Annotated in this window: 26 protein-coding genes; 15 read left to right on the top strand and 11 right to left on the bottom strand. The window is 43.5% G+C overall.

Annotated elements, in window-relative coordinates; genetic code table 11:
* The first annotated feature begins 106 nt into the window (after positions 1 to 106).
* Positions 107 to 310, top strand: a complete 204-nt coding sequence (locus tag ACLIN2_RS30015; RefSeq protein ID WP_174769322.1) for a hypothetical protein — start codon at positions 107 to 109, stop codon at positions 308 to 310.
* Positions 311 to 391: 81 nt separating this feature from the next.
* Here the strand turns inward: ACLIN2_RS30015 and ACLIN2_RS30010 are convergent, their stop codons facing one another.
* Positions 392 to 763: a hypothetical protein gene (locus ACLIN2_RS30010; protein WP_301170106.1), complete on the bottom strand. Its 372-nt coding sequence runs from the start codon at positions 761 to 763 to the stop codon at positions 392 to 394.
* Between the two features lie 262 nt (positions 764 to 1,025).
* On the opposite strand from ACLIN2_RS30010, the gene ACLIN2_RS30005 reads away from it, so the two are divergent.
* The 6 genes from ACLIN2_RS30005 to ACLIN2_RS29980 all read left to right on the top strand — a co-directional run bounded on the left by ACLIN2_RS30005 (position 1,026) and on the right by ACLIN2_RS29980 (position 8,245).
* Positions 1,026 to 2,525 (top strand): LysM peptidoglycan-binding domain-containing M23 family metallopeptidase, encoded by a 1,500-nt coding sequence (locus tag ACLIN2_RS30005; RefSeq protein ID WP_122960443.1) that lies wholly within the window; start codon positions 1,026 to 1,028, stop codon positions 2,523 to 2,525.
* A gap of 187 nt (positions 2,526 to 2,712) precedes the next feature.
* Positions 2,713 to 3,423, top strand: coding sequence for a response regulator YycF (yycF, locus tag ACLIN2_RS30000; RefSeq protein ID WP_092271198.1), 711 nt, complete (start codon positions 2,713 to 2,715; stop codon positions 3,421 to 3,423).
* Complete coding sequence (walK, locus tag ACLIN2_RS29995; protein WP_092271201.1) at positions 3,420 to 5,243, top strand: cell wall metabolism sensor histidine kinase WalK; 1,824 nt, start codon at positions 3,420 to 3,422, stop codon at positions 5,241 to 5,243. The genes yycF and walK overlap by 4 nt, the downstream gene beginning before the upstream one ends.
* Positions 5,240 to 6,631: a YycH family regulatory protein gene (locus ACLIN2_RS29990; RefSeq protein ID WP_246071108.1), complete on the top strand. Its 1,392-nt coding sequence runs from the start codon at positions 5,240 to 5,242 to the stop codon at positions 6,629 to 6,631. The genes walK and ACLIN2_RS29990 overlap by 4 nt, the downstream gene beginning before the upstream one ends.
* Complete coding sequence (locus ACLIN2_RS29985) at positions 6,618 to 7,394, top strand: two-component system regulatory protein YycI (RefSeq protein WP_092271204.1); 777 nt, start codon at positions 6,618 to 6,620, stop codon at positions 7,392 to 7,394. The genes ACLIN2_RS29990 and ACLIN2_RS29985 overlap by 14 nt, the downstream gene beginning before the upstream one ends.
* A 62-nt stretch (positions 7,395 to 7,456) precedes the next feature.
* Positions 7,457 to 8,245: an MBL fold metallo-hydrolase gene (locus tag ACLIN2_RS29980; protein ID WP_411502971.1), complete on the top strand. Its 789-nt coding sequence runs from the start codon at positions 7,457 to 7,459 to the stop codon at positions 8,243 to 8,245.
* Here the strand turns inward: ACLIN2_RS29980 and ACLIN2_RS29975 are convergent.
* Entirely contained in the window at positions 8,240 to 8,476 is a 237-nt protein-coding gene (locus ACLIN2_RS29975) for a hypothetical protein (RefSeq protein WP_092271210.1), read from the bottom strand. The genes ACLIN2_RS29980 and ACLIN2_RS29975 overlap by 6 nt on opposite strands.
* 256 nt (positions 8,477 to 8,732) lie before the next feature.
* Between ACLIN2_RS29975 and ACLIN2_RS29970 the strand changes: the two genes are divergently transcribed.
* The 8 genes from ACLIN2_RS29970 to ACLIN2_RS29935 all read left to right on the top strand — a co-directional run bounded on the left by ACLIN2_RS29970 (position 8,733) and on the right by ACLIN2_RS29935 (position 17,564).
* Entirely contained in the window at positions 8,733 to 9,959 is a 1,227-nt protein-coding gene (locus tag ACLIN2_RS29970) for a S1C family serine protease (RefSeq protein ID WP_411502970.1), read from the top strand.
* 303 nt (positions 9,960 to 10,262) lie between these two features.
* On the top strand, positions 10,263 to 10,505 hold the full coding sequence (locus ACLIN2_RS29965) for a CxxH/CxxC protein (protein WP_411502969.1): 243 nt from the start codon (positions 10,263 to 10,265) through the stop codon (positions 10,503 to 10,505).
* Positions 10,506 to 10,509: 4 nt separating this feature from the next.
* Positions 10,510 to 10,989: a 23S rRNA (pseudouridine(1915)-N(3))-methyltransferase RlmH gene (gene rlmH / locus ACLIN2_RS29960; protein ID WP_122926407.1), complete on the top strand. Its 480-nt coding sequence runs from the start codon at positions 10,510 to 10,512 to the stop codon at positions 10,987 to 10,989.
* 166 nt (positions 10,990 to 11,155) lie between these two features.
* Positions 11,156 to 11,284: a hypothetical protein gene (locus ACLIN2_RS29955; RefSeq protein ID WP_411502968.1), complete on the top strand. Its 129-nt coding sequence runs from the start codon at positions 11,156 to 11,158 to the stop codon at positions 11,282 to 11,284.
* A 444-nt stretch (positions 11,285 to 11,728) separates the two neighbouring features.
* Positions 11,729 to 13,306: a type I restriction-modification system subunit M gene (locus ACLIN2_RS29950; protein WP_411502967.1), complete on the top strand. Its 1,578-nt coding sequence runs from the start codon at positions 11,729 to 11,731 to the stop codon at positions 13,304 to 13,306.
* Positions 13,303 to 14,847, top strand: a complete 1,545-nt coding sequence (locus ACLIN2_RS29945) for a restriction endonuclease subunit S (RefSeq protein ID WP_411502966.1) — start codon at positions 13,303 to 13,305, stop codon at positions 14,845 to 14,847. Before ACLIN2_RS29950 ends, ACLIN2_RS29945 begins: the two co-directional genes overlap by 4 nt.
* Positions 14,837 to 16,528: a restriction system-associated AAA family ATPase gene (locus tag ACLIN2_RS29940; protein WP_411502965.1), complete on the top strand. Its 1,692-nt coding sequence runs from the start codon at positions 14,837 to 14,839 to the stop codon at positions 16,526 to 16,528. Before ACLIN2_RS29945 ends, ACLIN2_RS29940 begins: the two co-directional genes overlap by 11 nt.
* Positions 16,464 to 17,564, top strand: coding sequence for an HNH endonuclease (locus ACLIN2_RS29935; RefSeq protein WP_411502964.1), 1,101 nt, complete (start codon positions 16,464 to 16,466; stop codon positions 17,562 to 17,564). The genes ACLIN2_RS29940 and ACLIN2_RS29935 overlap by 65 nt, the downstream gene beginning before the upstream one ends.
* A gap of 748 nt (positions 17,565 to 18,312) precedes the next feature.
* Here ACLIN2_RS29935 and istB read toward each other — a convergent pair.
* From istB to ACLIN2_RS29890, 9 genes are all read right to left on the bottom strand, one after another.
* Positions 18,313 to 19,035, bottom strand: a complete 723-nt coding sequence (gene istB, locus ACLIN2_RS29930) for an IS21-like element helper ATPase IstB (protein WP_411502515.1) — start codon at positions 19,033 to 19,035, stop codon at positions 18,313 to 18,315.
* Positions 19,035 to 20,543 (bottom strand): IS21 family transposase, encoded by a 1,509-nt coding sequence (gene istA, locus ACLIN2_RS29925; protein WP_411502516.1) that lies wholly within the window; start codon positions 20,541 to 20,543, stop codon positions 19,035 to 19,037. Before istA ends, istB begins: the two co-directional genes overlap by 1 nt.
* Positions 20,544 to 20,678: 135 nt before the next feature.
* Positions 20,679 to 21,341: a nuclease-related domain-containing protein gene (locus ACLIN2_RS29920; protein WP_411502963.1), complete on the bottom strand. Its 663-nt coding sequence runs from the start codon at positions 21,339 to 21,341 to the stop codon at positions 20,679 to 20,681.
* A 720-nt stretch (positions 21,342 to 22,061) separates the two neighbouring features.
* Positions 22,062 to 23,969, bottom strand: a complete 1,908-nt coding sequence (locus ACLIN2_RS29915) for a hypothetical protein (protein ID WP_122922001.1) — start codon at positions 23,967 to 23,969, stop codon at positions 22,062 to 22,064.
* A 150-nt stretch (positions 23,970 to 24,119) separates the two neighbouring features.
* A complete protein-coding gene (locus ACLIN2_RS29910; RefSeq protein WP_411502962.1) occupies positions 24,120 to 25,217 on the bottom strand; it encodes a hypothetical protein in 1,098 nt (365 codons plus the stop codon).
* A gap of 162 nt (positions 25,218 to 25,379) precedes the next feature.
* Positions 25,380 to 25,622 (bottom strand): YolD-like family protein, encoded by a 243-nt coding sequence (locus tag ACLIN2_RS29905; RefSeq protein WP_411502961.1) that lies wholly within the window; start codon positions 25,620 to 25,622, stop codon positions 25,380 to 25,382.
* A gap of 21 nt (positions 25,623 to 25,643) precedes the next feature.
* Positions 25,644 to 25,985 (bottom strand): YolD-like family protein, encoded by a 342-nt coding sequence (locus ACLIN2_RS29900; RefSeq protein ID WP_411502960.1) that lies wholly within the window; start codon positions 25,983 to 25,985, stop codon positions 25,644 to 25,646.
* The gene (locus ACLIN2_RS29895) at positions 25,970 to 26,212 is read right to left on the bottom strand and encodes a hypothetical protein (protein WP_411502959.1); all 243 of its coding nucleotides are present in this window, start codon (positions 26,210 to 26,212) and stop codon (positions 25,970 to 25,972) included. Before ACLIN2_RS29895 ends, ACLIN2_RS29900 begins: the two co-directional genes overlap by 16 nt.
* On the bottom strand, positions 26,202 to 26,417 hold the full coding sequence (locus tag ACLIN2_RS29890; RefSeq protein WP_411502958.1) for a WYL domain-containing protein: 216 nt from the start codon (positions 26,415 to 26,417) through the stop codon (positions 26,202 to 26,204). Before ACLIN2_RS29890 ends, ACLIN2_RS29895 begins: the two co-directional genes overlap by 11 nt.
* Positions 26,418 to 26,427: the final 10 nt, after the last annotated feature.

Below are 26,427 nucleotides of genomic sequence, written 5' to 3'. Positions count from 1 at the left end.
GAGTTTTTATGTTACGAGAAAATTTATTTCGAGAGGACAGACACGAAACGACACCATCTGGGCATAAAGTAGAGCATAGCAAGGAAATGGAGAGGTGATCGTGATGATGGGTTTTGATCAAAAAGCCATGAAGCTGCTGGGGAAGAACGTACAGGTGAAGATGTTCAATGGCGTCGTCATCAAGGGAACCATGACTCATTTCGATAACGGATACCTGTGCTTCATCACCACATACAAGCAGCAGGATACCGAAAAAACGACGATTCGCAGGCTGGCAATCAAAGAAGTAACTTCCATGCTCGAGGTGTGATAATCGAATGAGCAAAAAGCACTGAGCCACCTACCCTAAGCGGAGCAGGTGGCTTTCTATTGACCTAGGCTGGTTACAAAGTCATATCATGCCGCCGCAGGAAGTAATGATTTGGGTAGCTTCGTCGCCTCTTTCTTCTGGAACGACTGCGGTCAGGAGGACACTTCGATTTAGATCGTCATCTCCCCGGTCAGCCATCCCGCTAGCATCTGGATCTACTGCGGCAAGTACGCTGGCATCCCGGCCGCTGGGAAAATCACCAGCCAGTGTCATGTTGCCCAGGCTCGGTATTTCGCCAGAGATCGGATTCATGATCGATTCGTTCCCATCGCCTGGAAATTGTCCGACTCTGTCGATTTGTATGGTGGAAAAACCAGCTTGTCGAAGAGCATCGGCCGCTTTTCCTGCATCCTCCTCCGTATGAAAACCTGCCAGAATGTTTCTTTCTTTCACGTAAATCACTCTCCTGACTGTCTAAAATATTCCAGTTTCATGTACATATCATGACTCTTGGTCAAGTTTTTTATTCGACAGCAATTTACACTTGATGTTGTCGTTAAATATGTGGTAAAGTCGACATAGTTGGTTTCTTTAGGCAATTTGGCAGATTACTGGAAACAAAATTTTGGGCTATATGTCCTAGTCGGTATATTTAAACAATTCAGGGAATACCGAAAGCAAGGCGAGCTGCTAATGTTTTCAGGAGGGACAAGTTATGCAATGGTCGGAATGGAAGGCCAAGCTGCAGGAACGGTCAGAGCAAATCGTTCAGAATTGCAGACAATTGGCGAAGCGCACGATAGATCAAACAAGCTCATACATTCAAACACATAAGAAACAAACCATTTCTGTCGCGGCAGGGCTGGTACTGACCGTGGCAGCGGGAGCTTCCGCACAGTACTACTATACCAGCAACATCATTTCGGTGTATCACGTTCTGGTAAATGGTCAAGAGATTGGCGTGGTGGACAACCCCGCAGTGGTAAAGAACTGGACGGCAGCCAAGCTGGAGGAAGAGCAGGCAAAGAACGGCCTCTCTATGACGCTTGCTGATTACATCACGTTCCAGGAAGAGCGTAAGTACAAGGCGCCGTTTGATAACGAGTCGACTGTACGCGCACTATCCGACATCGCCGACATCAAGGTTGAGGCGGTTAAGCTGATTGTAGACGGGAAAGTTGTCGGTTATGCGGCGGATCAGAATACAGCTGATCAAGTGCTTGCTCATGTGAAAGAGAAGTTTTCGGGCATCCCAGCACAGGCAGACAAGAAAGTGGCCGTAGCGGCTGCATCGTTAAGCGCACCTGCAAAGAGCAGTCCCATCAAGGAAGTTACGTTTAAGGAGCAGGTAGAGACAGAGAGCGACTCAGTCACGGCCGCGCAGGTTTTGCCGGCGGACAAGCTGGAGGAGCTGCTCGTTAAAGGTACCTTCAAGCAGATGACGCATACAGTCGTTGAAGGAGATTGCATCGGTTGTATCGCTAAAAAGTACGGCATTACGTCAAATGATATCTATGCAAACAACCCTGGCATCACGGAAAATACGTTGCTCCAGCTGGGGCAGCAAATCAACGTGACCGCTATTCGTCCGTTTGTGACGGTACAGGTGAAAGAGGATCTCTCCCAAAAAGAAACGATTGCGTTCTCCACGCAAATCAACAACAACGATAAGCTGCCAAAGGGAGAAACAAAAGTCGTCCAGGAAGGTCGGGACGGCAGCAAGATGGTTCAGTATGAGATCGTGAAAGAAAATGGGCAAGTAGTTGCGAAAAATATCGTCAAGCAGGACGTGATCGCACAGCCTGTTGCGAAAATCGTGGAGCGGGGAACAAAGGTGATTCCATCTCGTGGGACAGGCCGTCTGAGCTGGCCAGCGAGCGGTTATATCAGCAGCGGATTTGGTACGCGCTGGGGCCGTATGCATAAAGGGATCGACATCGCTGGATCTGGTTCTGTTTTGGCTGCCGATAATGGTCGTGTCAAATTTGCTGGATGGGATGGCGACTACGGAAAAGCAGTCATCATCGATCACGGCAATGGCATGGAAACTCTTTATGGCCACATGAGCACAATCAGCGTCAAGGTAGGCGACGTGGTTGCGCAAGGCAAAAAAATCGGAGTAAAAGGATCGACTGGGGATTCTACGGGTGTTCACTTGCATTTTGAGGTTCATCAGAATGGACGAATCCAGAACCCTATGCGTTACTTGAAATAGACAAGCAATATATGGAAATAGAGAAAAGGGGGTCTCCACGCGAGATTACCCTTTTTTTGTGCACGTGAAACAGCTATAGGCAGGGAGTGCTTTCCAGAGGACTTCTTTACGCGCGGGACATGGTGTATTGTAGAGGAATAGATGCTCCTCGAGTGGAATCTTTTTATGAAGAAAAGGAGGGAGCAAGATGGCAAAACTCCTGGTTGTAGACGATGAAAAACCGATTGCAGATATTTTGAAGTTTACGTTTGAAAAGGAAGGCTATCAAGTGGTTTGCGCCTATGATGGTGATGAAGCACTGGTTGTCGTTCAAAATGAAAGGCCCGATCTGATTTTGCTGGATGTGATGCTGCCAGGCAGGGATGGTATGGACGTCTGCCGAGCTGTTCGTCAGTCTCATGATGTACCGATCATCATGCTGACAGCAAAGGACTCGGAGCTGGATAAAGTACTAGGCCTGGAATTGGGTGCGGACGATTACGTCACGAAGCCATTTAGCACGCGCGAGCTGGTGGCACGGGTCAAAGCTCATTTGCGCAGACATCAGCCCAAGAATGAGGAAAAGGACCAGCAGCACCTACTACGTGTGCACGAGCTGGAGATCGACCTGCATTCATACACCGTTGATAAAACGGGTGAGCAGTTGGATTTGACCCATCGGGAGTTCGAGCTTCTGGTCTATTTGGCAAAGCATCAGGGGCAGGTACTGACACGAGAGCATTTGCTTCAGTCTGTATGGGGATTTGATTATTTTGGCGATGTGCGGACTGTCGATGTGACCATTCGTCGTTTACGGGAAAAAATCGAGGATGATCCGAGTCAGCCGAAATACATCATCACCCGTCGGGGCTTGGGCTATACACTGCGTAACCCTGGCATGGGAGGAACGCCTGGATGAGGCGGCTGTTTAAAACGGTTCAATGGAAAATGGTCGTCATTTACATGCTGCTCATTTTGTTGGCGATGCAATTCATTGGAGCTTACTTTGCCAGGGAAGTCGAGAGCTACTACATCAACACGTTTTCCGAGTCGCTAAACGGCCAGGCAAGTCTGCTGGCGAGCCTGTTGGAAGCGGATCTGCGGCCGACAGAAGGAAAGGAACAGAATCCGGAGCAATATCGACAGGATATCGACAACCTGATTAACAACCTGGTAAAGATCAACGGTGCCAACGTACAGGTAATCGACCAAACGGGTACCGTCGTCAGTACGACAGAGGACAAGAGCACGATTGGCCAACGGACGTCACAGCCGGAAGTCACCGTCGCACTGCTGGGGACTCGCAGTGAGTCTATGCGGATCGATCCGCGTACAGGTGCGCGCGTAAAAGTGCTGGTTCTCCCTGTCAAAGGCGATCAGATTGTGTACGGGGCGGTTTATATGGTCGCTTCGATGGAAGGCACGTATACCACGATTCGTAAAATGAACGGGATTTTGGCGACAGGCACGATGTTTGCCCTGATCATCACGGCTGGTCTGGGAGTCGTGCTGGCACGGACCATTACCAAACCGGTGAAGGAAATGACTCGCCAGGCGCGAGCTGTCGCGGACGGAGACTTCAACCGCAATGTGAGGGTATATAGTGGAGATGAGATCGGTCAGCTAGGTATGGCCTTTAACCATATGACCATACGTCTTCAGGAGGCGATCCTGCAGCAGGAGGAAGAGCGGGAAAAGCTCGCCGGTATTTTGAGCAACATGACAGACGGAGTGATCGCTGCCGATCGGAAGGGCAGAATCATTTTGTTCAACCGTGCTGCCGAAGAGATGCTGCAGGTGACCATGACTGAGGTGTTGATCAAAGGAAGGACCCTGTACGACTTGTTAGGGCTGCCTCCTGAGGACGAAATGCCGCTGCATGAGCAGGAAGAGCCTTTGTTTATCGAAATGATGCTGCCCAATCGGGATGAGGTCATCTTGCGTGTGACGTTTACACCGCTGCAGCATGACAGTGGGAAAAAGGGCGGCATCATTGCCGTGGTCGCTGACGTGACGGAGCAGCAACGCTTGGAGCATCAGCGCAGGGAATTCGTTGCGAATGTATCCCATGAGCTGCGAACGCCGCTAACGACGATCAAAAGCTATGTAGAGGCCTTGCTGGATGGCGCGATGGACGAGCCTGATTTGTCCAATCGCTTTTTACGAGTGACCATGTCGGAAACGGAGCGAATGATCCGTCTGGTCAACGATTTGCTGCAGCTGTCCCGTTTTGACTCCCAAGGGGTGCGTTTGCATTGCAAGGAAGCCGATCTCAACCGGTTGCTTCACTATGCAGCGGATCGCTTTTCCATGTTTGGCGAGCAGCAGGAGGTAGAGCTTCATCTGGACGTGCCAGACAAGCTGCCTGCGGTATACATTGATACAGATGCGATCAACCAGGTACTGGACAATTTGCTATCCAATGCGATCAAGTACACTCCCCAAGGGGGCAAAGTGGTCTTGCATGCAAAAGTAAACAATCATCAGAAGCGGGTGCTCATCTCCATTGAAGATACGGGGATCGGGATCCCGAGCCGCGATTTGAAACGCATTTTCGAAAGGTTTTACCGGGTTGATAAAGCGCGCTCACGCGGACAGGGCGGCACGGGTCTGGGACTGGCGATTGCGCGTGAATTGGTGCAAGCGCATGGAGCGGACATCGAGATCACCAGTGAATGGAATGTGGGGACGACGGTAACGTTCTGGGTTCCATTTGCCCAAGGGGGTAAGGCGGTATGAAAAGGTGGCTGAGACGGTGGCTGGAGCCTACCAAGACCGTATTGCTCAATGTGCTGGTGCTGTTGAGCTTTTGCCTGACCGGGTTGTTGTGGAGCAACCAGCCAAAATTTCAGTTTATCGAGCCTGCCCAATACACGGAATCCAAGCCAGTACAGGAAAAGCAGCTGATGCAGCTCGTGACACCGGAGTCCGTCGTATTTCACTATGGGGAAGACAGACATACCAAAGCGGTCGCCACGGATGGGCCGTACAGCATGATCGTAAGGGAAATGTCCAAGTGGATATTCCTCGATTTCACGCCGTATATGTTCTCCAATGACAAATGGGGGGAAATTGCCCGGGAAAAGATTGGGATTGAGGTACGGTTTAGAAGTACGATCCCTTTATCGATAGTCGGTCGCCTGGTTACTTTCCGGGACGAGTACGATAGCCAGATTAAAGGCGTCGATCGTTTGTGGCTGTACTATGAGAAGGATGAGGATCTCGTCTACGCTTTGTTCCTGTCTTCTGAAGAGGGAAAAATGATGCGTGCGCGGACTTCGATCAGCCCGAAGGATTTGCGTGATTCTTATTTGGCGACAGGCAATCAGATGCCCGAGCAGATCATGAAGATTGTAAAGCCGGAGAGAACCTATTCTTCACTGGAAGGGGCGCTTCCGGTATGGAACATGTACTATCTCCCGAAAAATCAGGTGCGCATGCAGCAATTCCGCTACAGCTATGAGACGATCAGCGACGAAAGATTGATCGAAGCGTATTTCCTCGATCCTTCGCTGGTAAGACAGATCATGGAGCGGGACAAGACCGTCATTTTTACGGACGGGAGCCGATCGGTACAGCTGCGTTCCGAGCAGCAGGCGTTTACCTTTACCGACCCTGCCTATCAGCAGAGAGCCCAAGAGCTGTCTGACGAAGAGAAGGTACAGGGTGCCGTGACCTTCATCAACAAGCATCTTGGATGGCTGGATGAGTACCATTTTGAACGTATGAAAAAGAGCTACAACGAGAAGGATCTGATCACGTTCCGCCAATACGTAGGATCCTATCCGCTGATTAGCAACAATGAAAAACCGATTGATACGATCCAGATTACCTCAGAGGCGGGGCAAGTGGTGACACTCAGTCGTTCTCTAATCAACCTGGATAAGTACATTTCCAACAAAGAGTGGAAAGTGATGTCGGGTCCAGAGCTTTACCAAATGATTCGTGACAGGAAGCTCGCGGATACCGACCAGATTTCGAATGCGTATCTGGCCTACCAGACCATATTTGGAGAAGGGTATGTAGACCTGATGCCGGTTTGGGTCGTGGAGATGGCGAATCAGGCAAACCTGTACATTTCCGCAGAAGCCAATCAGGGAGGAGGAAAGGTGCATGGATTGGAGTAGAACCAAGACCATTCTGATCTGGGCCTTTCTTCTCCTCGATTTGTTTCTTGGCTATCAGGTGTATGTGACGAGAATCAGTTTTTGGAATAACCAGGATGTAGCGCAAGGGGACAAATGGGATATGGAGCTGTACCTGAAGCAGCAGAACATCGCTCTCATGACAGAAGTGCCTCAGGATACGCCGGAGATGTCCTATTTGAATGCGGAGTACATCGGGATCAATCCGCTGTCCCTGCAAGACATGCCTGGTCTGACAGCGACGATGGAGAAAATGTCGCTCGCTGCCAAGCTGAACCCACCGCTGCAAATACGCGGACAAATCACGCCAACCGAGCTGCTGCGGCAAATTGGTCCTCGCTTGATGTACAGCGAGCAATATACGGCTGATATGTATCAGTCCAATCAGGGACGACTGCTTTACTGGCAGGTCTATCAGAAGATGCCGGTTTTCGTTGCGCCTCTGGAGGTGTATTTGGAGAACGGCTCGATCCTGGGCTATAGACAGACGTTTTTCCACATACGAAAACAGGAAGGTGGCGGCCGGCAAGTCATCTCAGGCTACACGGCATTGCGTTCGCTGGTGGATAAGCAGATCATTTTGCCAGGAGAACGGATCGAGAGCGTGAGTTTGGGCTATTACGGATCCTATGACGCGGATATTCAGGCCTTGGCACCTGTTTGGCGGGTCATTCACGATGGCAAGCAGCATTTCGTCAATGCGTTTACAGGAGCTTTGGAAAGACCGATGGTGACACAACGGTAGAATGAACGGAATGGAAAGCGAGAGACAGACAGCGAGGGAAGCTACGGGAAGAGGGATGTTGGGTGAGATTCAGTGTACTGGCAAGCGGAAGCACGGGCAACGCCATCTATGTGGCGACTGACCGTGTCTCCGTGCTAATCGATGTAGGGATTACAGGCAAACAAGCCGAAGCGGCGCTGCAGACCATCGGGGTCAATCCGGCTGATCTCAGTGCGATACTCGTGACTCATGAGCACGTCGACCATATTAAAGGGGTCGGTGTCATGGCACGTCGCTATGGCCTGCCGATCTACGCCAACGCCAAGACTTGGGGCGAGCTGGACGGACAGATCGGAACTATCAAGGAAGAGCAGCGTCGCTTGTTTTCTGTTGGGGAAAAGCAAGAATTGGAAGATTTAGGGATTGAATCCTTTGGCATTTCGCATGACGCAGCAGAGCCGATGGGCTTTTGCTTTTACCACGGGGCGAAAAAGCTCAGTGTCGTTACCGATTTGGGCTATGTCAGCGACAAGATCAAGGAGACGATTCGTGGGGCAGACGCGTATGTGTTTGAATCGAATCACGACGTGGAGCTGCTGCGGATGTCGCAGTACCCGTGGAGCATCAAGCGGCGTATTTTGAGCGACGTGGGACACTTGTCCAACGAGTCTGCTGGAGATGCTCTGCTTGACTGTCTGGGCGGGAATGCAGAACGCGTGTACCTGGCGCATTTGAGCAAAGAGAACAACATGATCGATCTGGCGAGACTGACTGTGAAGAACATATTAGAAGAAAAGGGCTTGGTGGTAGGAGACGATGTCCAGCTGCGCGACACCTATCCGGATCGCCCGACGAAGCTCGAGGTCCTATAGGAGCGGTTTGATTTGCATTTGTCGACTATTTACCGCATCTGTCAGCTTGGCGTACGTATCGACGTGAAAGGTGAGCTGCGTGTCCAGCTCGCTCATTTTGTGGGCGATTTCGTCTTTGGTCAGCAGACCCTTGGCGACTAATACCTCGATGACGGCGTGCAGGACAAGCGTGTTGTGGTAGTCTACTTCTTGCAAATCAGCCAGTTTCGCGATGAGATTCACTTCTTTCACGTTCTATCAACCCTTTCAAAAGCTTTTAATCTATCATATCCGGGCCTTCGGTGAAATATTCCGAAGGCCTTTGCAGTTTCCACAACCTTTCCTTATTTCTCACGCGATTTTGCCGAAAACGAAACGTATACTGAGGATGTCAAAAGGAAACCAAGCAAGAATGAGTGACAGTAAACATTCCAAATTGTCCAACCAAGTATAGGAGTGCAAAAAATCTGCCACCCTAGTAACAATAGAGTGAAGGAGAGTGTGAATCATGGGATTTTATGATGATTTGACTCACGTGGAGCGGAAAAATCGACGTGGGCCGGGTGTGGGACGTCTGATCATGACGTCGGTAACCTCTGCGGTGATTGGGGGAATGGTCGTTCTGCTCGCGTTGCCGACTCTCTCCAATGCAGGTTACATCAACATGGTAAAGCCAGGTGCATCGAATGTAATGAGCAACCCGACAGCCAATCTGTTTGCGACCCCTGTTTCTGTAAAGGTAGAAACCGGAACCGTAGACGCCGTGAAGAAAGTGGAAAACGCAGTCGTCGGTGTCATCAACATCGGTCGCACCAGAACAAACTGGATGAATAGCAGCACGCAGGATGTCGAACAGGGCGAAGGTTCCGGCGTCATCTTTGAGAAAAAGGGTGGAAAAGCCCATATCATCACCAACTACCACGTAATCGACCAGGCGCAGAAGTTGGAAATCGCGCTGCCAACTGGAGAAAAAGTAGAAGCGAAGATTCTAGGTGCCGATATGTATGCGGACCTGGCAGTACTGGAGATCGATGGATCAAAAGTGAGCGCCGTAGCAGAGCTGGGCGATTCCTCGACCCTGCAAGTAGGTGAGCCTGCGATCGCGATCGGGAACCCACTGGGTATGAAATTCTCCCGTACCGTAACACAAGGGATTATCAGTTCGTTGGAACGCTCGATGCCAATGGACTTTAACGAAGACGGTCAAGATGATTGGGAATTGGATGTTCTGCAGACAGACGCAGCCATCAACCCTGGTAACAGCGGTGGCGCACTGGTCAATATCCAAGGTCAGGTCATCGGGATCAATACGCTCAAAATCTCTAAAGAAGGTGTCGAAGGACTGGGCTTTGCCCTCCCCATTAACGATGTCAAAGCCATCGTCAGCGAGTTGATGGAAAAAGGTAATTTGGAGCGAGCCTATCTAGGTGTTCAACCGTTCGACTTGACGAATGTGCCTCGTTACAACTGGAAAGAAACGCTGAATCTGCCGAATGAAGTCCAGGCGGGTGTTGTGATCCAGAACGAGGTGGGCAAATTCTCGCCAGCCGGTGAGGCAGGTTTGAAGCAATACGACGTCATCGTCAAACTGGACGATAAGGACATCAATACGGGTGCCCAGCTGCGCAAATTCCTGACGCTGAACAAAAAGCCAGGCGATTCGGTACAAGTGACGTACTACCGTGATGGCTTCAAGAAAACAGCGACTGTGAAACTGACGAAAACGCCTGAGTAAACATGCACTCCGGCAACCTTTGAAAAGCAACACTTGAACGTTCTTACAGGCAATTCCGGGATGCAGTTTGTCCCGTTTGCATATAGGTAGTTCCTAGTTCCCCTCTATCTATTTTTACAATAGATCCCTTCATTGAAAGCGCCGATGAGAGTCGGCGCTCTTTTTTTGCGTTTGCCGACCGCGTTTGTACCGGTGGCTCGTGTCGACTCGCTTGATCGATGGGAGAGTGGCAATTTGTTTTCTCCCCGAACTGGGGTAGAATATAGGACGATAGCATTTACTGGACGGAAAAGGGGAAAGAAGATGGAGAGAAAGCTGGAAAGCATAAAGATAGAGGGAAAAGAGGTCGCGCTACTTGCTGATTTCCCTGTGCGGTTTGCCTGCATGGAGCATTTTGACGAGGAGCTGGATGATTACGTCAACGATTTCGAGGCCGCGCCAGATACACATCGGGCAGAGCTGATCGAGGACGAAACGATGGACAAGCGCTGCCGGGTATGCGGAGCACCCGCGCAGATCGTGCTTTTGAAAGAGAAAGGATTGTAGACACGTGCAGATTTCGATCATTACCGTAGGGAAGCTGAAGGAAAAATATTTGCGAGAGGGCATCGACGAGTATAGCAAACGCCTCTCCGCTTACTGCAAGCTGCAGGTCGTCGAGGTCAGCGACGAAAAGGCACCGGAAGAAATGAGCGCAGCGGAGATGGAGCAGGTCAAACGCAAGGAAGGCGAGCGCATCCTCGCGCAAATCAAACAGGACCAGTATGTCATCGCGCTGGCGATCGAAGGCCAAATGTGGTCGTCCGAAAAGCTGTCGGCCGAGCTGGACAAGCTGGCGCTGCACGGGCGCAGTCAGGTGGCGTTTGTGATTGGCGGATCTTTGGGTCTGGCGGATGCGGTGCTGAAGCGGGCCGATGCGCATCTGTCGTTTTCCAAGATGACGTTTCCGCATCAGCTGGTGCGGTTGGTGCTGCTGGAGCAGGTTTATCGGGCGTTTCGGATTAGTCGGGGGGAACCGTATCATAAGTGACGGATAATTAGTTGAAATTGCTGATGGGATAGTAGGAGTTATAGTGTTTTGATAAAATAGATTCTACGCGATTGTGATGAAAGTTTTAGACATCACAATTCTAGAATTGAGGCAACCATAAAAGTGATAAGTGGTTAGATAACTAGATTGAAGGGAAGGGGAACCGATGAAAACAGAAGTAGAAACACGAAAAGAACTTATAGATGAACAGCTCTTTGTAGAGGGCTGGGACATCAACAATCTTAACCATGATTTAAAAAAGTTTGATATTGTTTTCCCCCGCCGAATGGAGTGACAGAGGCGAACGCTATAAGAAGGTCATAAGTTTAGTGGCTTGTTCTGCTTGGCAGAGACGGGAAACCACTTGCTGTTGTTGAGGCTAAAAAGAAAAGGTATGTGCATCCACACATTATTGAAGATTAATAGAAGAATCTGCATCGTAATCAAAAGCCAAGTTCATTAGTTCATCAGGACGTCCTGGGACTTGAAGTATTAGAGAGTTTTCCGGATACGGTCTCCAAGGTACTCGAAGAGTTTATTCCGAGTCACACAATCCTTAGCTATAGACATTGAATTTCTTAAATCTATTTAATGAGTATATTAGACAAAGAGACCGTAAACAAGCAGAATTTGATTGAACCGCCTTTCACCATATTGCACCCGAGGGGCATTCGCGGATTATTCACCCCTGGCGAGATCAACGAGATATTAGAAATAATAACGAAGGTGGCGTATTAACTTGTTACAAAATAATAAAGAACTTAAGAGTAAAATTGATCAACTATGGATTAAGTTTTGGAGCGGAGGAATATCTAATCCTCTTACAGCCATTGAACAGATAACCTACTTACTCTTCATGAAGCGTCTGGATGATCTTGACATTAAAAGAAAGGCAGAAGCTGATCTCACTGGTGAAGCTTACACCTCAAAATTCGAGGGCAAATGGTTACCGATAGGAATGCATGAGAATGAAGGGAATTATGTTGAAAAGGAGATTCTTCGTTGGAGTCATTTTAGACATCTCCCAGCAGAAGAACGGTTACAACATATTCAATTAAATGTGTTCCCTTTCTTAAAAGCACTGAACGGGGAGGAATCGCCCTTCACTTACCACATGAAGAATGCGGTCTTTATAATCCCGAAGCCAGCTCTCCTAGTAGAAGCAATGTCTATTATTGAGGAAATATTTGAGTTGATTGAGAAGGATGCTATTGAGGGGGGGCAGGCATTTCAGGACATTCAGGGAGATGTCTACGAAATGCTCCTTTCTGAGATTTCCACAGCTGGTAAGAATGGTCAGTTTAGAACCCCGAGGCATATTATTAAGCTAATTGTTGAATTGGTTGGACCGCAATTCGGCGATCGTGTTGCTGATCCTGCCTGTGGTTCAGGGGGGTTCCTTCTAGGTGCTTATCAGTATTTGGTCACCCAGCTTGTGAAAGATTCAAAGGATCTTAAGCTCGATGAAGATGGTTTTCTACGCGGATCAGTAAGTAGTCAACTGACAAAAGAAGAGAGTGATATCCTGAACAACAGCCTGTATGGTTTTGATATTGATGTGACCATGGTACGTTTAGGACTCATGAACCTAATGATGCATGGTGTAGATAATCCAAATATTGATTATAAAGATACCTTAAGTAAAGGATTTACTGAGAGTGACAGCTACCATATTATTATGGCGAATCCCCCATTCACCGGGAGTATTGATAAGGGCGATATTAATGAATCACTACAGTTAAGTACAACAAAAACCGAATTGCTGTTTATAGAGAATATATATAATCTGCTTAAGATGGGTGGAACTGCTGGCGTAATTGTGCCTCAGGGTGTCCTGTTTAGTAGCGGTAAGGCATTCATAGATGCACGTAAAATACTTGTTGAGAAATGCGAGCTTAAAGCAGTTATTACTATGCCGAGCGGTGTATTTAAACCCTATGCTGGGGTAAGTACAGCCATATTGATCTTCACCAAGGGTGGTAATACCAAGAATATCTGGTTCTATAATATGCAGAATGACGGCTACAGTCTTGACGACAAAAGGACAAAACTTGAAGGAAATGGCGATCTACAGGATATTATAAAGCAATTTAAGAAGCGGGATCCGTATAAGGATAAAGATCGCAAAGCAAAGTGCTTCTTTGTACCTAAGCAGGAGATTATCGAAGGGAAATATGATCTTTCTATAAGTAGATATAAGGAAGAGGAGTTTGAAGAGATTGTGTATGAGAAGCCAGAAGCGATCCTTGCTAATCTCAAGGATATGGAGAGAGTGATCAACAAAGAGTTGGCTGAGCTTGAGGGGTTGTTAGGATGAATTATGTTCCTATTAATAATGTCTTAATCGATAAAATTGCTGGCGAATGGGGTTTAAAGCCAAAAGATAACTCCGGTGTAAAAGTTATTCGAACTGCTAATTTCACAAATTTGGGTGTTATCGATTTCTCGAATGTTGTTTTAAGACAGGTTGAGCCTAAGAAGATTAAACGTAAAAAGCTTGTTTCAGGTGATGTAATTATTGAAAAATCAGGAGGTAGTCCAACACAGCCGGTGGGTAGAGTAGTCTATTTTGAGAATCCAGGGGATTCAACCTATTTATGTAATAACTTTGCCACTGTTTTAAGACCAGATAAGTCAATTATTTATCCTAAGTATCTATTCTATGTACTTTTTTATAATCATTTAACAAGGAAAACAATCCCATTCCAAAACAAGACTACTGGAATTATTAACTTAAAATTAGATGACTATCTAAATAGTGTAATCCCACTCCCCTCAATAAATGATCAGATACGCATCGCTACCATTCTTACCCGAGTGGAAGCTCTGATTGCCAAGCGAAAAGAGAGCATTGAAGCATTAGAGGGGCTCTTGAAGAGCACTTTCATGGAGATGTTTGGTGATCCACTAAGAAATGAGAGGGGATGGGAAACTGTTTATATCAAGGATTTATGTAATAAGGTTATAGACTGTCCTCACAACACGCCTAAATACTCAAATATATTTACAGGCTTCTACTGTATTCGATCTTCGGACATTCAAAAAGGATACTTAGAATTTAATTCAACTTTACAGGTTGATGTTGCTACCTTCAAACAACGTAATGTACGACATATTCCGTCCTATAATGATATTGTATTTACAAGAGAAGGGGGTAGATTGGGGAATTCAGCCAGAGTACCACAGAACGTGAATATTTGTCTTGGTCAAAGAATTATGCTATTTAATGTTGACAATAACATTGCAACAAGTGAATTTTTCTGGGCGATGTTAAATTCAAATTCGCTCCAACGTTGTATTAATAATTTAGCAAGCGGGGGAGCAGCACCACGAGTAAATATAAAAGATGTCATAAATATTAAATGTTGTCTCCCTCCTCTCCCACTACAAGAACACTTCGCTAAAATAGTAAAAAAAATAGACTCTCTCAAAGAGAGATTCTCCCAAAGCCTTGCTGAACTTGAAAATTTATACGGTTCACTTAGTCAACGGGCATTTAAGGGAGAAATAGATTTGAGTAAGGTTCCGGTGATCTACGAATGGGAAGTAGAAGAGATTGGAATGACAGGGGTGGATGATATGGGCTTGGAAACTAGAGTAGAGTTTACCGAACAAGATTTAATAGAGTTAGTGAAGAAATATTCCGGACGCATCTTTAGCTTTGAAGAACTTTGGAAAGAAATAGGGACTTTACCTAATAAAAAAATCCCTATGAGAAAAGAAGTCCAAGATCAACTCATAGATTTGCTAGAATCAAGTAATGGAGATTTTGAACAGGTATTTGAAATTCTTTCATCTCAGGTTAGCAGGAGTGACAGTGAAAAACAGATAGCATTCAGAGGTAAATATGAAAATTAAACGAATGAAAATATTAACTCCATTCAGAGGGTTACCTGCAGGCTATGAGGTATTATTTAATACTGAGAAATCGAGAAATTCAACAGGTTTTACACCGATTTGTTTTGTTGGATTAAATGGATCGGGTAAATCTAATGTACTTGAAGTGATGGCCGAAATTTTCTATTACTTAGAGAGTTTTCAAAAGATCTCAAAAAATAAAATGAAGACGTTTAAAAATGATTTTGGGTTTGAAATCGAATACGAATTGCCGAACATATATGTTATGTCCTCTCGGAGTCCATGGGATGAGCTTAACTCGTATTTAAGTGAAACTAAGAGTAATCCTATTATCAAAATTACAAAACAAGCAAATGAATATTCTAAAGTAGCAGTTATTGTCGGTGAAAAGAAATTTACTTTAAAAAATTCTAAAGATGACCGTATTCAGGGACTTTTACCTGCGCGTATTGTTGCATATTCATCAGGGATGAATGAGTTGTTGAGTAATCCATTTATTAAAATAGACTTTAACTACTTCGAAGATTTACAAGATAAAACAATAGTCGATTCTCTAGTCATGAATCGGATGTTCTTCTTAAACTACGATTCTAACAAGTTTATATCTATTTGCAATTTTTTGTTTGATGCAGATGATTATGACATGTCATCCTTTACAGAAGGTAGTAAGGCTACTGACTTTGGTGGTATAGATTTAAGCATGATAAAAAAAGAATTGCAAATTAAAGAACTGCAATATTTTGTGATAACTCTTAAGCTGAGGAAAAGATTGCAGGAAGATGACTTTTTACACTCAGAGTTAAATATCGCACTAGACAATCTAAAAAATTGCGCTACATTTGTAAATGAGTTTAGAAAAGAAACAAAAAGTGATGAGTTATTGGAAATTGAGCTTGTTTATTGGGTTAATAAATCTACAAAGGAAGCTTTTCGTTATTACTTTAAGACAGCCTATGATTTATTTAGAGTATTTTATTTTTTTCAGTTACTTAATACTGAACTAATTAGTCAAGACACTAGAAAAGCTGTAGCATCTGCCAAAGCAGGGACATACGAAAATCTTTCCGATGAATTACCGAAAAATGAAGCAAGCAATCTTGTATTTCGAATTTCAGGTATTACTTTTATAAAACAGAATAATTCACGTTTGCATTATCGAAAGTTATCTGATGGTGAACATCAACTAATGCAGGTTTTTGGTAGTCTTTTACTTATGGACACAAAAGGTTCATTGTTTCTCTTCGATGAACCTGATACCCATTTTAACCCAGATTGGCGTTCGAAATTTGTAAGTATTGCCAATGAATCTATAGATAAAGAACGAGATCAAGAGATAATACTTACAACACATTCTCCCTATATCGTTTCAGATTGTAAAAAAGAGAATGTTTACATTTTCCAGAGGAACTCTGATGGAACGGTGAGCCAACCAAAATCACCGGAAATTAATACTTTTGGTACATCCATAAATATTATTTCTGATATCGTATTTGGTAAAGAAGATACTATATCTGAGCTTTCAAAGAAAAAGATCAATGAAATACGTGAATTGCCTTTAGAAACTTTAGATAATATTCAAGCAGCTAAAGAAGCATCTAGAGTACTTGGAGATTCTGTTGAAAAAGTCTTATTGTTTAAAGATCTCATATCAAAAGAAAGCGAGCTTAAGAAAAATGATTAGGGCATATAAGTATATTGATACTGTACATTCTAAGCTTCATGAATATGTTATTGCCTTTTTTCGAAAAATTGAAATAGATTCAAATGGGTTTAGAGACGAATTATTCGAACCTGATTTTCTCCCAATTGTGAATCGTCATCGGAAAATACTTAAAACAAGATTTAAGATAATATACGAATATGTTGTCAAATTGTCAATCATTGATCGTGAAACGTTCTGTCAAAGAGTCATCGAAAGCAATCAAATTGAAGAAATTTGCCGTGGTGAATACAAACCAACATCCTTTATTGGAACATCATCAGGAATTAATCAGACTCTTAAGGGATTATTCCTGGATCTATACAATCAAGTTCTTGATGGCGATCCTTTTCGGGATAATATAAAATCTACATTAAGAAATCATTTTGATCAGTTTTGTAATGCCAATGTAGACATTACTCGTTGTCCGATTTGCGGAATCGGGGAACTGAAAAATGCCCATGATATAACACGAGATCAGTATGATCATTATCTACCGAAATCAATATACCCCTTTTCTTCTATAAATTTTTATAATTTAGTTCCTTGTTGTAAGGATTGCAACTCTTTCGAGACAAAAGGTGACAAGGATGTTATTGCTCTGTCAAATGGAAGGCTTTTTTTCCCATATGACACTAACCATAAAGGAATTTCGTTAGTTGTAAATGTTAAGCATGATAATCCTGAGATTGAAAATATAATATGGGAACTGATTTTCAGTACTCCTGATAATAAGAATAAAGAAATTGAATCGTGGAAAGAAATTTATTCAATCGAAGGTCGATACCAAGGATTTATTAAAGGACGAATTAAGAAACTATATAATTATTACTTTGGTTTTATTAGGAGTCCGCAAGCGGCTCATCTCGATATTTCTGACAGGAAAAAATTATGTATGTTATCTTTTGAGTTAAATGAGAATCTTGGTCTCGATTTTATTTTTAGACCTACACTAGATGGTTTGCTAGCGGGTTCAAATATTGTACAAGCTGAGGTTGAGGCATTGGAATATGTATAAGAGAAACGGGTATCCAAATGGGGGTTCTTAGATTTCACCTTAGGTGTGATGCGTGAAAGCAAATAAGAGATGAGGCAAAATAGTATGCGCTGCGGCTACTAAAGTTTAGTATTTAGAGTGATACGGTGAGCCTTATCATAAGTGAGTAAATTCTATTCTCCCCAAAGCGTCAAGTCTGTAATGGAGAGTAATGAAATGGGCTGAGTTTGGAATTTTACTAGATGCTCAAAAGTTTTATGGAACCCACTGGGACAAGGCTGAACCCGATGATGGAGGGATGAAAGAATTGATGCAATGGCAATTGGAGGTCGCTACTGGTAATAATGATGATACAGAGTAGCGTTTACGAAACAAAACAGGTAATGCTCATTATAATTTAACCATCCAGAGGATATTGGGAGTAGTGAGACCTCAGAGATCGCTCGTGATCTATCCGTTTTTCCAACCGTAAACGAAATCAAAGACCATGGATGGTACAAATACATCACCCATACCTAAATACAAAACCACTCTACGCACAGAGTGGTTTTTTCTTAGGCCACATTGTTCCCTCTTAGAATCGAACCAGATTTGTAACTGAAGAGATTTACAATGAAGGCGAGTGGTTACGCGCAAGCACACTTTATTTAAGTAAAGAAAATATGCCATTTTCCCTGCTTTGAATGATAAACTCAAAGAATAAGTGTTTTTGGCAAGTAAGAAATGTAGCAAATGGCAATTAAAAATGCACCACTTGCCAACCCCTAAATTATTTGCCGTGTAGTAGCGATTCTTTATACCGATGGCTTTCTCCATTAAAGACGATCAAATGAGAGTGATGAATCAAGCGATCGATTACTGCCTCTGTCAAAATAGGATCTCCAAATATATGATTCCATTGGCCAAACTGTAGATTGGTCGTGATAATAATGCTCTTTCTTTCGTAGCACATGGAGATAATCTGGAAAAGCAATTCTGCTCCCTGTTTGTGTAAGGGAATATACCCCAGCTCGTCGAGTATTAACAGATCTAACTTCTCAATCTGGTTGAAGAATCGGCTCAACGAGCCGGTCTCGTGAGCGTCTAACAGCCGATTGACTAATCCAGCGACAGTGAAGAACTTAATCTTTTTTCCCTGCTTCTGAATGGCATGTAAGCCAATGAGAGTTGATAAGTACGTTTTTCCCGTTCCCACACCGCCATAAAAGATCAAATTTTCTTTCTCCTCTATGAATCCACCATGAAGAATATGGTCCTGCGTGAGACCTTGTCCCATCTGAATATGGCCCCATTCAAATGGCTTTCCTGTTATTCTTGGCAGGGAAGACTGCTTGAAAAGCAGATTGATTTTTCGTTCTTCTCGTTGTTGTAGCTCTCTTTCTAAGATTCTGAGTAAGTACTCTTCATTTGTTTTCGCTTCTATCTCCAGGTAATGTTGCCGAACCCAACTCAACTTGAGACGCTTTGCATATTCCTTTATCAATGCTTCCACTAGTGATGACCTCCCGTTCCTTTAAAAAATTCATTATAATGGGCTAATCCTCTAGTGGCAGTTGGAACGGCAGGAACAAAACCTTTCGGTTGAATGGTATCCCTTTGTCCACGACCATTGATGAGTTGATAATAGATCTGCTTAATAGAATCAACGGATGGGTGGCCATTCTCGGAGGCAAGCTGCAAAGCTTGCGTAGGTATTTTCATATCATCGTCCTTTAGAATGACGGATAGCAGCTGGAGAGCTTCTTGCTTCTCTGGGACTGTACAATTCGAGAGATAGGTTTGCCATTCGATGGGCAATTGTTCATAAAAACTTGTGTATTTAATGGCAGTTGGCCGTTTTGCCATCAATGTCAAATATGGCTGCCAAATCACTGATTTTGGCTCTTTGCCATACAGCCTAGCATGCTGCACAATCAGCTCATATTCTTCCGTTAAAATATCCACTCGATCAAATAAGATCTTTGCCAAAACCGTACATTTGGCAAAACGAGGAGACGTTGAGTAGAGTTTATTTTCGACTCGGATATATCCGTATTTATCAGCTTTTACTCGTTCATATCGGATACAATCAAATTCTTTGGCAGGTAATTGAAGAAGGTGTTCCTTGTCTGCCAAATATAATTCGGAAAGCATCGTTTCTTTTACATAATGAGGTCGCTCCCGATCTTTCTCGGCTTTTTTCCACAGGGTTTCGTTTAGCTGATCAAGACTGTGTATCTGTAGCTCTGGCAGAAGAAAGTTGTTGCGAATGTACTTTACCATCGCCTCCACATGACCTTTTTCATTACCACTACCGGGATTACAAAACTCGTATTCAAAATCATAGTGAAAAACGAAGTTTTGGAATTCCTCTGTCAACTCCCGCTGACCGTTCGGCATGATTCTTTTCACCGCTGGTGATAAGTTATCAAAACGAATCACCTTAGGTACGCCACCTATGTAGTGAAAGATACGTTTTAGCCCCTCCAGAAAACATTCTCGGTTCTGAGACTGAAAAACTTGGAAGTAAAACGTATTGCTATGAGGAAATGAGAGAACGAGAAATGGCAAGGTAACACTTTCCCCCAGATATTTAAATGGTGCTTCTCCGAAATCAACCTGTGCTGATCCAGGTTTCGTCTCCAATGGCAATGCCGCAGCATCACTTGTCTCTACTAACTGGTGTTTTCGTTGAGAAACATATTGTCTGACAGAGCGAGATGATCCTGTAAATTGGTGTTCTTCCACTAATTGTGTATACAAGCGTTGTGCTGTTCTTCGGAACTTCTTTTTCTTTTTCAAGTCCTCTTTGATCCACTGATCAAGAATCGGTTTTACTGGTTCCATGACCCTTGCTTTTCGAATTTGCTTGGGCTTTTCTTGAAGATTGAAATCATCCATTTCTGCATACTTCTGAACCGTCCTCGAATCCCGATTCATTTGTTTTGCAATCTTGCTATAAGCTCGTCCTTTTTTGTTTGCCTCATGCCTGATATAATTAATTTCTGCCACTGCTAACATCTCCTAACTTTATACCTCCCGTCGTCAGTTTGCCCAACTGGGAGTGTATTTTGAGAAGGGGACGTTGGCAAGTGGTTTTTTTAATTTATGCAGCCCCTACGGGTCTGCATAAATTAACTGCCATAACCTACATTTTTAGTCTGCCATAAACATACTTCGTATGTTAACATCTGTGATGTTAGCTCGCTGCAACTCGCTGTACATCTTTTCAATATCCTCTGATGAAAAGCGTATCTGATTGGTAGTCAGCTTGATATAATTGATTTTCCGGTTGATAAACTCTGTAAGTTCAATATCGTACACAATCAGATCATGAGACGCAATTTTTCTTAACTCTGGATCTACACTGAACGTACAACGTCTGGTAAAAGAAATAAGGGAAACGATGTCGTCTTTGTTTGTACCGATCACATTATGTAATGACTCAATGTGACCATAATTTTGGTGAAAAGGATTCAACATTTGGAATTTGTTGTTTACACTCCACTGTTTGTCGTCCCTTCCCCCCTTAATCTCCCCAGCATAGTTTTTCGTCTCAATCACAAAAATCGCATAGGGTGTTAGAAGGACATGATCAATTTGCGAGTACCCTGATTTCCCCCTTGCGTTATGAATGAGTAGATCATGAAGGTGTTTGTACTCTTTCGACATCTGATCTAACTGTATATTGATCTTGTATTCTCCTAGTTCACCCTTTCGGACGGCCTTTCTACTCTGTTCCTTTGCGGGAGATTTCGAACTTTCTGTGGGCGTGTCTCCCTTTTTTCTTTGAAACAGTTTCACGAATGCAGAAAACATTTGTTTACGTCTCCTTTGGAATATGCTTCCTTAATTTTATAATTTTCCAACGAAATGCTGAACCTTTTTAGATACCAGTATAATAACATTTTTACGCTAAAGCCTCTCGAATAACATTGAACGGATAACTCCTTTACCCTTATATCTTTTTTTCAAAATGCGCCCGCTCGTTCCATCCCTAATTCAAATTTGAGCAGTGGCGAGTGGGGCAACAGGGGCGAAACCAGCAAGATGTGTTCTTACTGTATTCTTTATATTCTTTAGTGAGTATTATGAGTGAACCAGAGCAGACTCTTCTTGAACAGCATGTAAATTTAACTATCAATCATGGGTCTTTAGCTTTTTGAAGTGAGAACGAGTAGGGTTTTGCAGTGACTAGACAAACTAGAGTTTACGGTGACAGATCAGTCGAAAGAACTGTATATGGTATAGAGGACCTGTGGCGACAAAAACGGTACAGATTCAAGCACAGCTCTAGGAAAGACTGACCGGATTCGTGAACAATACGGGTTACATAGTGATGGATGTCATGAATAAGGCTGTGGCGGAGTTCTTGCAGAAGTATGGAGGAAAGGAGCCCAAACAGGGCTCTTTTTTTCTGTGTAAGAAAGGGGAACTTTATTGCAGGATGATCAGACAAAAGGAAAAGTCCCACCTCTTTCGAGGTAGGACCTTTCTCTACTTCTTTTGCTCGATTGAGCTTATGAAGTAAGGTTTTTATTACTTGTTAACAACAACAGAGTGCGATACTACTTTGTTTCCATTAGCATCAACGATTTCGTTACCAGCATCTACAACAGCTTTTACTTTAATTTCTTTAGCCAATTCTGCTGTAGAAAGGTCATCTGCCAATGTAATTGTAAATTCTTTATCATTTGCACCTACGCCTACTTGAGCAACAGCAAATGCACCAGTCTCATCCTCTTTAACAGATCCAACCAATACGTCGAGGTCAGCAGCAGTCACATTTGCAGCAACTACAGCTTCACTAAATGTGATTTTGATTGTATTTTTACCAACCAAATCAGCGCTAGCAATAACAGGTTTTACGTTTTCAGTTGCATTTACTGTGGAGTTAGCAGTTTTAATAACGTTTCCTGCCAAGTCTTTTACGTTTTGGATGGTGAAGAGTTGATCTCCGGATGTTTTAACCGCACCATCCTTGAGTGTCAACTTAACAGTTGTGTTATCAGGGCTGAATACTGCTTTTTCGAAAGCAGCTACGCCACCAACAGTGTAATTGTTTACATCGAGGGCTGTAGCTTTGTCAACAGCCTCGCTGTAAATAACTTCAACAGTGTTATTATCAGCGGTTTGGAAGTTCACTGTGTTAACAGTTGGCTTTGTTCCATCCCCAGTAGTAGAGCCTACGGTAAAGGAAATTTCTTTTGCAAGGTTACCGTTACCCAAGCTGTCTTGAACAAGATCAGCTGGAATGTCTACTGTGTAAGTTCCATTTGCTACACCAGTCAGATCAATCTTCACAGCACTTACTGTGGATTTTCCTTCTGGATTGTAAACAGTGAGTTTACCCGCAGTTGACGCGTCAATAGTAGCTGCCGCTTCTACTCCATCTCCATCAACAACAGTACCTACAAGGTCAGCAGCGGTATCGATGAAGCTAGCTACTGCAGCAGATTCATTGAACGAAAGCACCAGATATTTAGTACCCGCAATGTCAACTACTTTGCTTTCAGTAAAAGCAGGTCCAGTGATATCAGCTGTAAATGCAACAGCTTTGGACTGAGTAGCTTGAACATTACCGTTCGTATCAATGATATTTGTTACAGTTACTGTATACACTCCATCGGCAGCAACTGCAGCCGCATTTGCAGCATCCAGATCTACTGTATACACCAAACCAGAAGCGTCAACAGTAGCGTTTCCTGTTTTAGCGTCAGTATCAATAGCGAAAGCTGCTGTTGCGTTGATTGCAAGGCTTCCTGGATTGGATACTTTCTCAGAGTAAGTTACCTTAACTGTGTCGCTATCTACTGCTTGAATAGCTGTTACAGTTGGAGGTACTGTCTCTACAATAGACTTTTTAATTGTTGTTGTGTATGGGTTAGGGCTCAACAGGTTACCAGCCAGATCACTTGCACCGATAACTTCTACTTTGTAGTTAACACCATTCAACACAGCTGGGTTTGTCATTCCAATAGTAAAGCTCTTACCATCAGCAGACAGATTACCGACACTAAAGTTTGCTGTTACATCTTCATTTTTATCATCATAGATGGTTACAGTTCCTTTAGAAGCCAATGTCTCACTAAAAGCAACTTTAGCTGTTACATTGTCAACATAGGATACTTCAGTAACTGTTGGTCTGTCAGAGTCAACAAAGTTCAGTACTTGAGTATATTTAGGTACGTCAGTTACCAAATCTTGTCCTTTGAGTCCACTTACTACCAATGCGTAGGAAGTATCATTTGTCAAAGAGAAGTTAGCTCCGAAGTTAACTGTTACTGTTTTGTTATCAGCAGACTTTTTCAAAGTAACTGTAGAGAAGTCATAACCTGCTCCACCGTTAGCTCCAAGTGGTTTTCCATCAATTGTGTAGTTAGCAGGATTCAAAGCGCCGGTACCAGTATTACCTGGGTTAAATGGAGCTCCGAATTTGATCTCCATAGTCTTAGCGTTAATAGCACTTATCGAGACACTCTAAGAAATGCTATATTATACGGCAGAAAACTCGTAGTTTTTATTTTATTTTGCAAGCAATAAGCTCGATAATTGCAGTAACTATTTAAAAGTAATCCCTATAATCATTCCATATTATCAGCAATTTATTCCTAAACTTACTAGGCTTTTAATCTTATTTATTAAGTTAACAATTGAAGTAAATGCATTCTTTGCTTTTTCCTCACTTACATCCATCCTGCCTTTATGAATTATTTCATTACGTAATTCATAGGCGTCACTGTACCAGGAATTATACTCTTTTCCACCAGCAATATTCTTACCTACAACATCTGTTAAATGTCTCTTAATTAGTTCACTAATTGATGCTTCATTTATCGCATCTAAATAAGGTTTTTTAACTAAATTACTTTTCCCTTTTCCAACATTCAATTCAGTAATATTAAGGCGTTCACAATTCTCTATCAGAAACTCTTTCATAAATACTTCAAAAGCTGTTTCACCCAAAATCACAGAAATATCATAGTTATTCTTAATCATACCTTGATCGAGTGCTTGCATTAATAAATTCTCATAAAGAGCAATGGGTTTACCATTTATTAAAGACTCCATTAGCTGATTCTTTTTTTCAGTTGAAAGCTGTTCCTTTGCATATCCCTTCTTGAAAGGATCATCCCATATTACCGTCTGTTGAAAAGGCGTAAAAGTTGTCATAACATTTTCTATATTAGGATCAATATTACCATCTTCTGAAACCCATATTTCGATTATTTGAGGCTGTCTAATGTCTAGCAATTGTACATCAATCTCATTTGAAACTAATCGATACATATTTAGAAAATAATTTAATACATCATTACTTCGTTCTTTAATCTTTTCTAAATAATCCGCATTTTTCAAAGACGTTCCTGAAGTAATGCTTAGGGCCACTTCAACTAAAGTATACCGACAAGGTTCAATTGTGCCTCCGGAAAAATAATCTTCATCCTCCTTGTACTTCACTTTTAAAGAAATCCATTCATGACCTTGTTTATTCATAGCATTAGCTGTTAGTTCTGTAAATTTACTATTCGTTAACCAGTCGTACTGATTGTCTCGATAAGAAAACAACTTTTCTCCTATTCGACTTTCACATCTAACTAAAGCTATATGTCCATCAAAATTTACATAAAAACCTTCACCACTGTCCAATGGAAGATTATTATGAGTTACATACTTAAATAAACATATTGCCATGCTTTTTCCTCCTAGGTATTTAGACATCCATTTCTCAGGGAAAATTTTACCACAAAATAAAAAAGAATAATCTAAGAGGATTATCAGCATTTTCAAAGACTTAACATAATGCATGTTCTCGGACTCAAAACTATGAAAGCCACCCTTAAGTGGGTGGCAAATTTATTCGCAGCTCACCTTCATGATATCTAGGAAAGGAATTTTCCTTGTTACTCCTTCTTTTTCAACGTGAACGAGTCTCGTACGCGAGTCTAGAACTGTTATCCGTCCACGGACCTTCTCAGCTTCTCCCCAGACCGATAGAGTCCTTTCGTCTCCATCTTCCTTTGCTTCGACCAGCTGATTGCCTAATTCCTCAAGTTCAAACTCATCACGTGTTGGTCGTTTGGGTGTTGTCTTTGCCACGTCATTTTCCCCCTTTGCAGTTTAACCTTTTACAGCTGTGATCTTATCCAAGGAGATCCAATGGCTTTCCTCATCGTTTACCAGCTTGAGCCGTCGCCCGTTTTGGTCTAGCCACTTTACGATACCCCACATGTTGCTGGTAGTACCGAGATCGCCTTTGACCGACTGCCACCAGGTTAGCGTAATAGCATAATCCTCTCGTGCCGAATCTCGGATCAAGTATTGGAACGCCTCCAACTCGTCTTGCTCAATCACAGGCATTGGGACTAGCTTCTCGTCTTCTTTTATCTGCAGATACAGTTCTCTTTGTTCCGGCAATACCCATCGACTTGCAGCAAATACGTTCTCTACTTTGCTCCCCATCTGTCAGGTCCCTTCCTCTCCCATGCTTCCAAGACTACCACTTGATCCGGATTAGAGCGTTGCCACTCGATGTACTCCTCTTTTGCAAGTACCTCTAACACAGTCATGATGCCGCCTCTGCTGCGCCCAGTCTTGATGCACAATTCGTCTACTGTTGGGGTTCTACGTCGACCAGCTGAGTAATTGGCAATGACTCGGAGCACCTTGCGCTCGATGTCAGACAGCACTCCGGATCACCACCGGCTGGATTGCAAGGATGTTTTCGATGTTAAAGACACGTGGAGCTCGCCGGGTAAGACAGTACGCTTTTAATCGGTCACCAGCGATCTCCACCGGTCGCAGGATACGCTGTGATGTATTGCCGTCGCCACCGAGATAGATAATCTGAATATGTTGGTGCTGGGAAATAGCTCGCTGTAGTTCCTTTATCATGTTTTTCGCC

Origin of the sequence: Brevibacillus centrosporus (assembly GCF_046622605.1) — a bacterium.
Taxonomy (GTDB): Bacteria; Bacillota; Bacilli; order Brevibacillales; family Brevibacillaceae; genus Brevibacillus; species Brevibacillus centrosporus.
The sequence above is the reverse complement of the archived record's forward strand: the minus strand, read 5'-3'. Positions and strand labels throughout refer to the sequence as shown.

Excerpts from the sequence above, each read along its gene's own strand:
- ACLIN2_RS29940 (WP_411502965.1), top strand. The coding sequence starts at position 14,837 with ATGAAAATTAAACGAATGAAAATATTAACTCCATTCAGAGGGTTACCT.
- ACLIN2_RS29955 (WP_411502968.1), top strand. The coding sequence starts at position 11,156 with ATGAAAACAGAAGTAGAAACACGAAAAGAACTTATAGATGAACAGCTC.
- ACLIN2_RS30015 (WP_174769322.1), top strand. The coding sequence starts at position 107 with ATGGGTTTTGATCAAAAAGCCATGAAGCTGCTGGGGAAGAACGTACAG.
- ACLIN2_RS29915 (WP_122922001.1), bottom strand. The coding sequence starts at position 23,969 with ATGGAGATCAAATTCGGAGCTCCATTTAACCCAGGTAATACTGGTACC.
- ACLIN2_RS29890 (WP_411502958.1), bottom strand. The coding sequence starts at position 26,417 with ATGATAAAGGAACTACAGCGAGCTATTTCCCAGCACCAACATATTCAG.
- ACLIN2_RS29910 (WP_411502962.1), bottom strand. The coding sequence starts at position 25,217 with ATGGCAATATGTTTATTTAAGTATGTAACTCATAATAATCTTCCATTG.
- yycF (WP_092271198.1), top strand. The coding sequence starts at position 2,713 with ATGGCAAAACTCCTGGTTGTAGACGATGAAAAACCGATTGCAGATATT.
- ACLIN2_RS29965 (WP_411502969.1), top strand. The coding sequence starts at position 10,263 with ATGGAGAGAAAGCTGGAAAGCATAAAGATAGAGGGAAAAGAGGTCGCG.
- ACLIN2_RS29900 (WP_411502960.1), bottom strand. The coding sequence starts at position 25,985 with ATGGGGAGCAAAGTAGAGAACGTATTTGCTGCAAGTCGATGGGTATTG.
- ACLIN2_RS30005 (WP_122960443.1), top strand. The coding sequence starts at position 1,026 with ATGCAATGGTCGGAATGGAAGGCCAAGCTGCAGGAACGGTCAGAGCAA.
- ACLIN2_RS29970 (WP_411502970.1), top strand. The coding sequence starts at position 8,733 with ATGGGATTTTATGATGATTTGACTCACGTGGAGCGGAAAAATCGACGT.
- istA (WP_411502516.1), bottom strand. The coding sequence starts at position 20,543 with ATGTTAGCAGTGGCAGAAATTAATTATATCAGGCATGAGGCAAACAAA.
- walK (WP_092271201.1), top strand. The coding sequence starts at position 3,420 with ATGAGGCGGCTGTTTAAAACGGTTCAATGGAAAATGGTCGTCATTTAC.
- ACLIN2_RS29985 (WP_092271204.1), top strand. The coding sequence starts at position 6,618 with ATGGATTGGAGTAGAACCAAGACCATTCTGATCTGGGCCTTTCTTCTC.
- ACLIN2_RS29990 (WP_246071108.1), top strand. The coding sequence starts at position 5,240 with ATGAAAAGGTGGCTGAGACGGTGGCTGGAGCCTACCAAGACCGTATTG.
- ACLIN2_RS29920 (WP_411502963.1), bottom strand. The coding sequence starts at position 21,341 with ATGTTTTCTGCATTCGTGAAACTGTTTCAAAGAAAAAAGGGAGACACG.
- ACLIN2_RS29945 (WP_411502966.1), top strand. The coding sequence starts at position 13,303 with ATGAATTATGTTCCTATTAATAATGTCTTAATCGATAAAATTGCTGGC.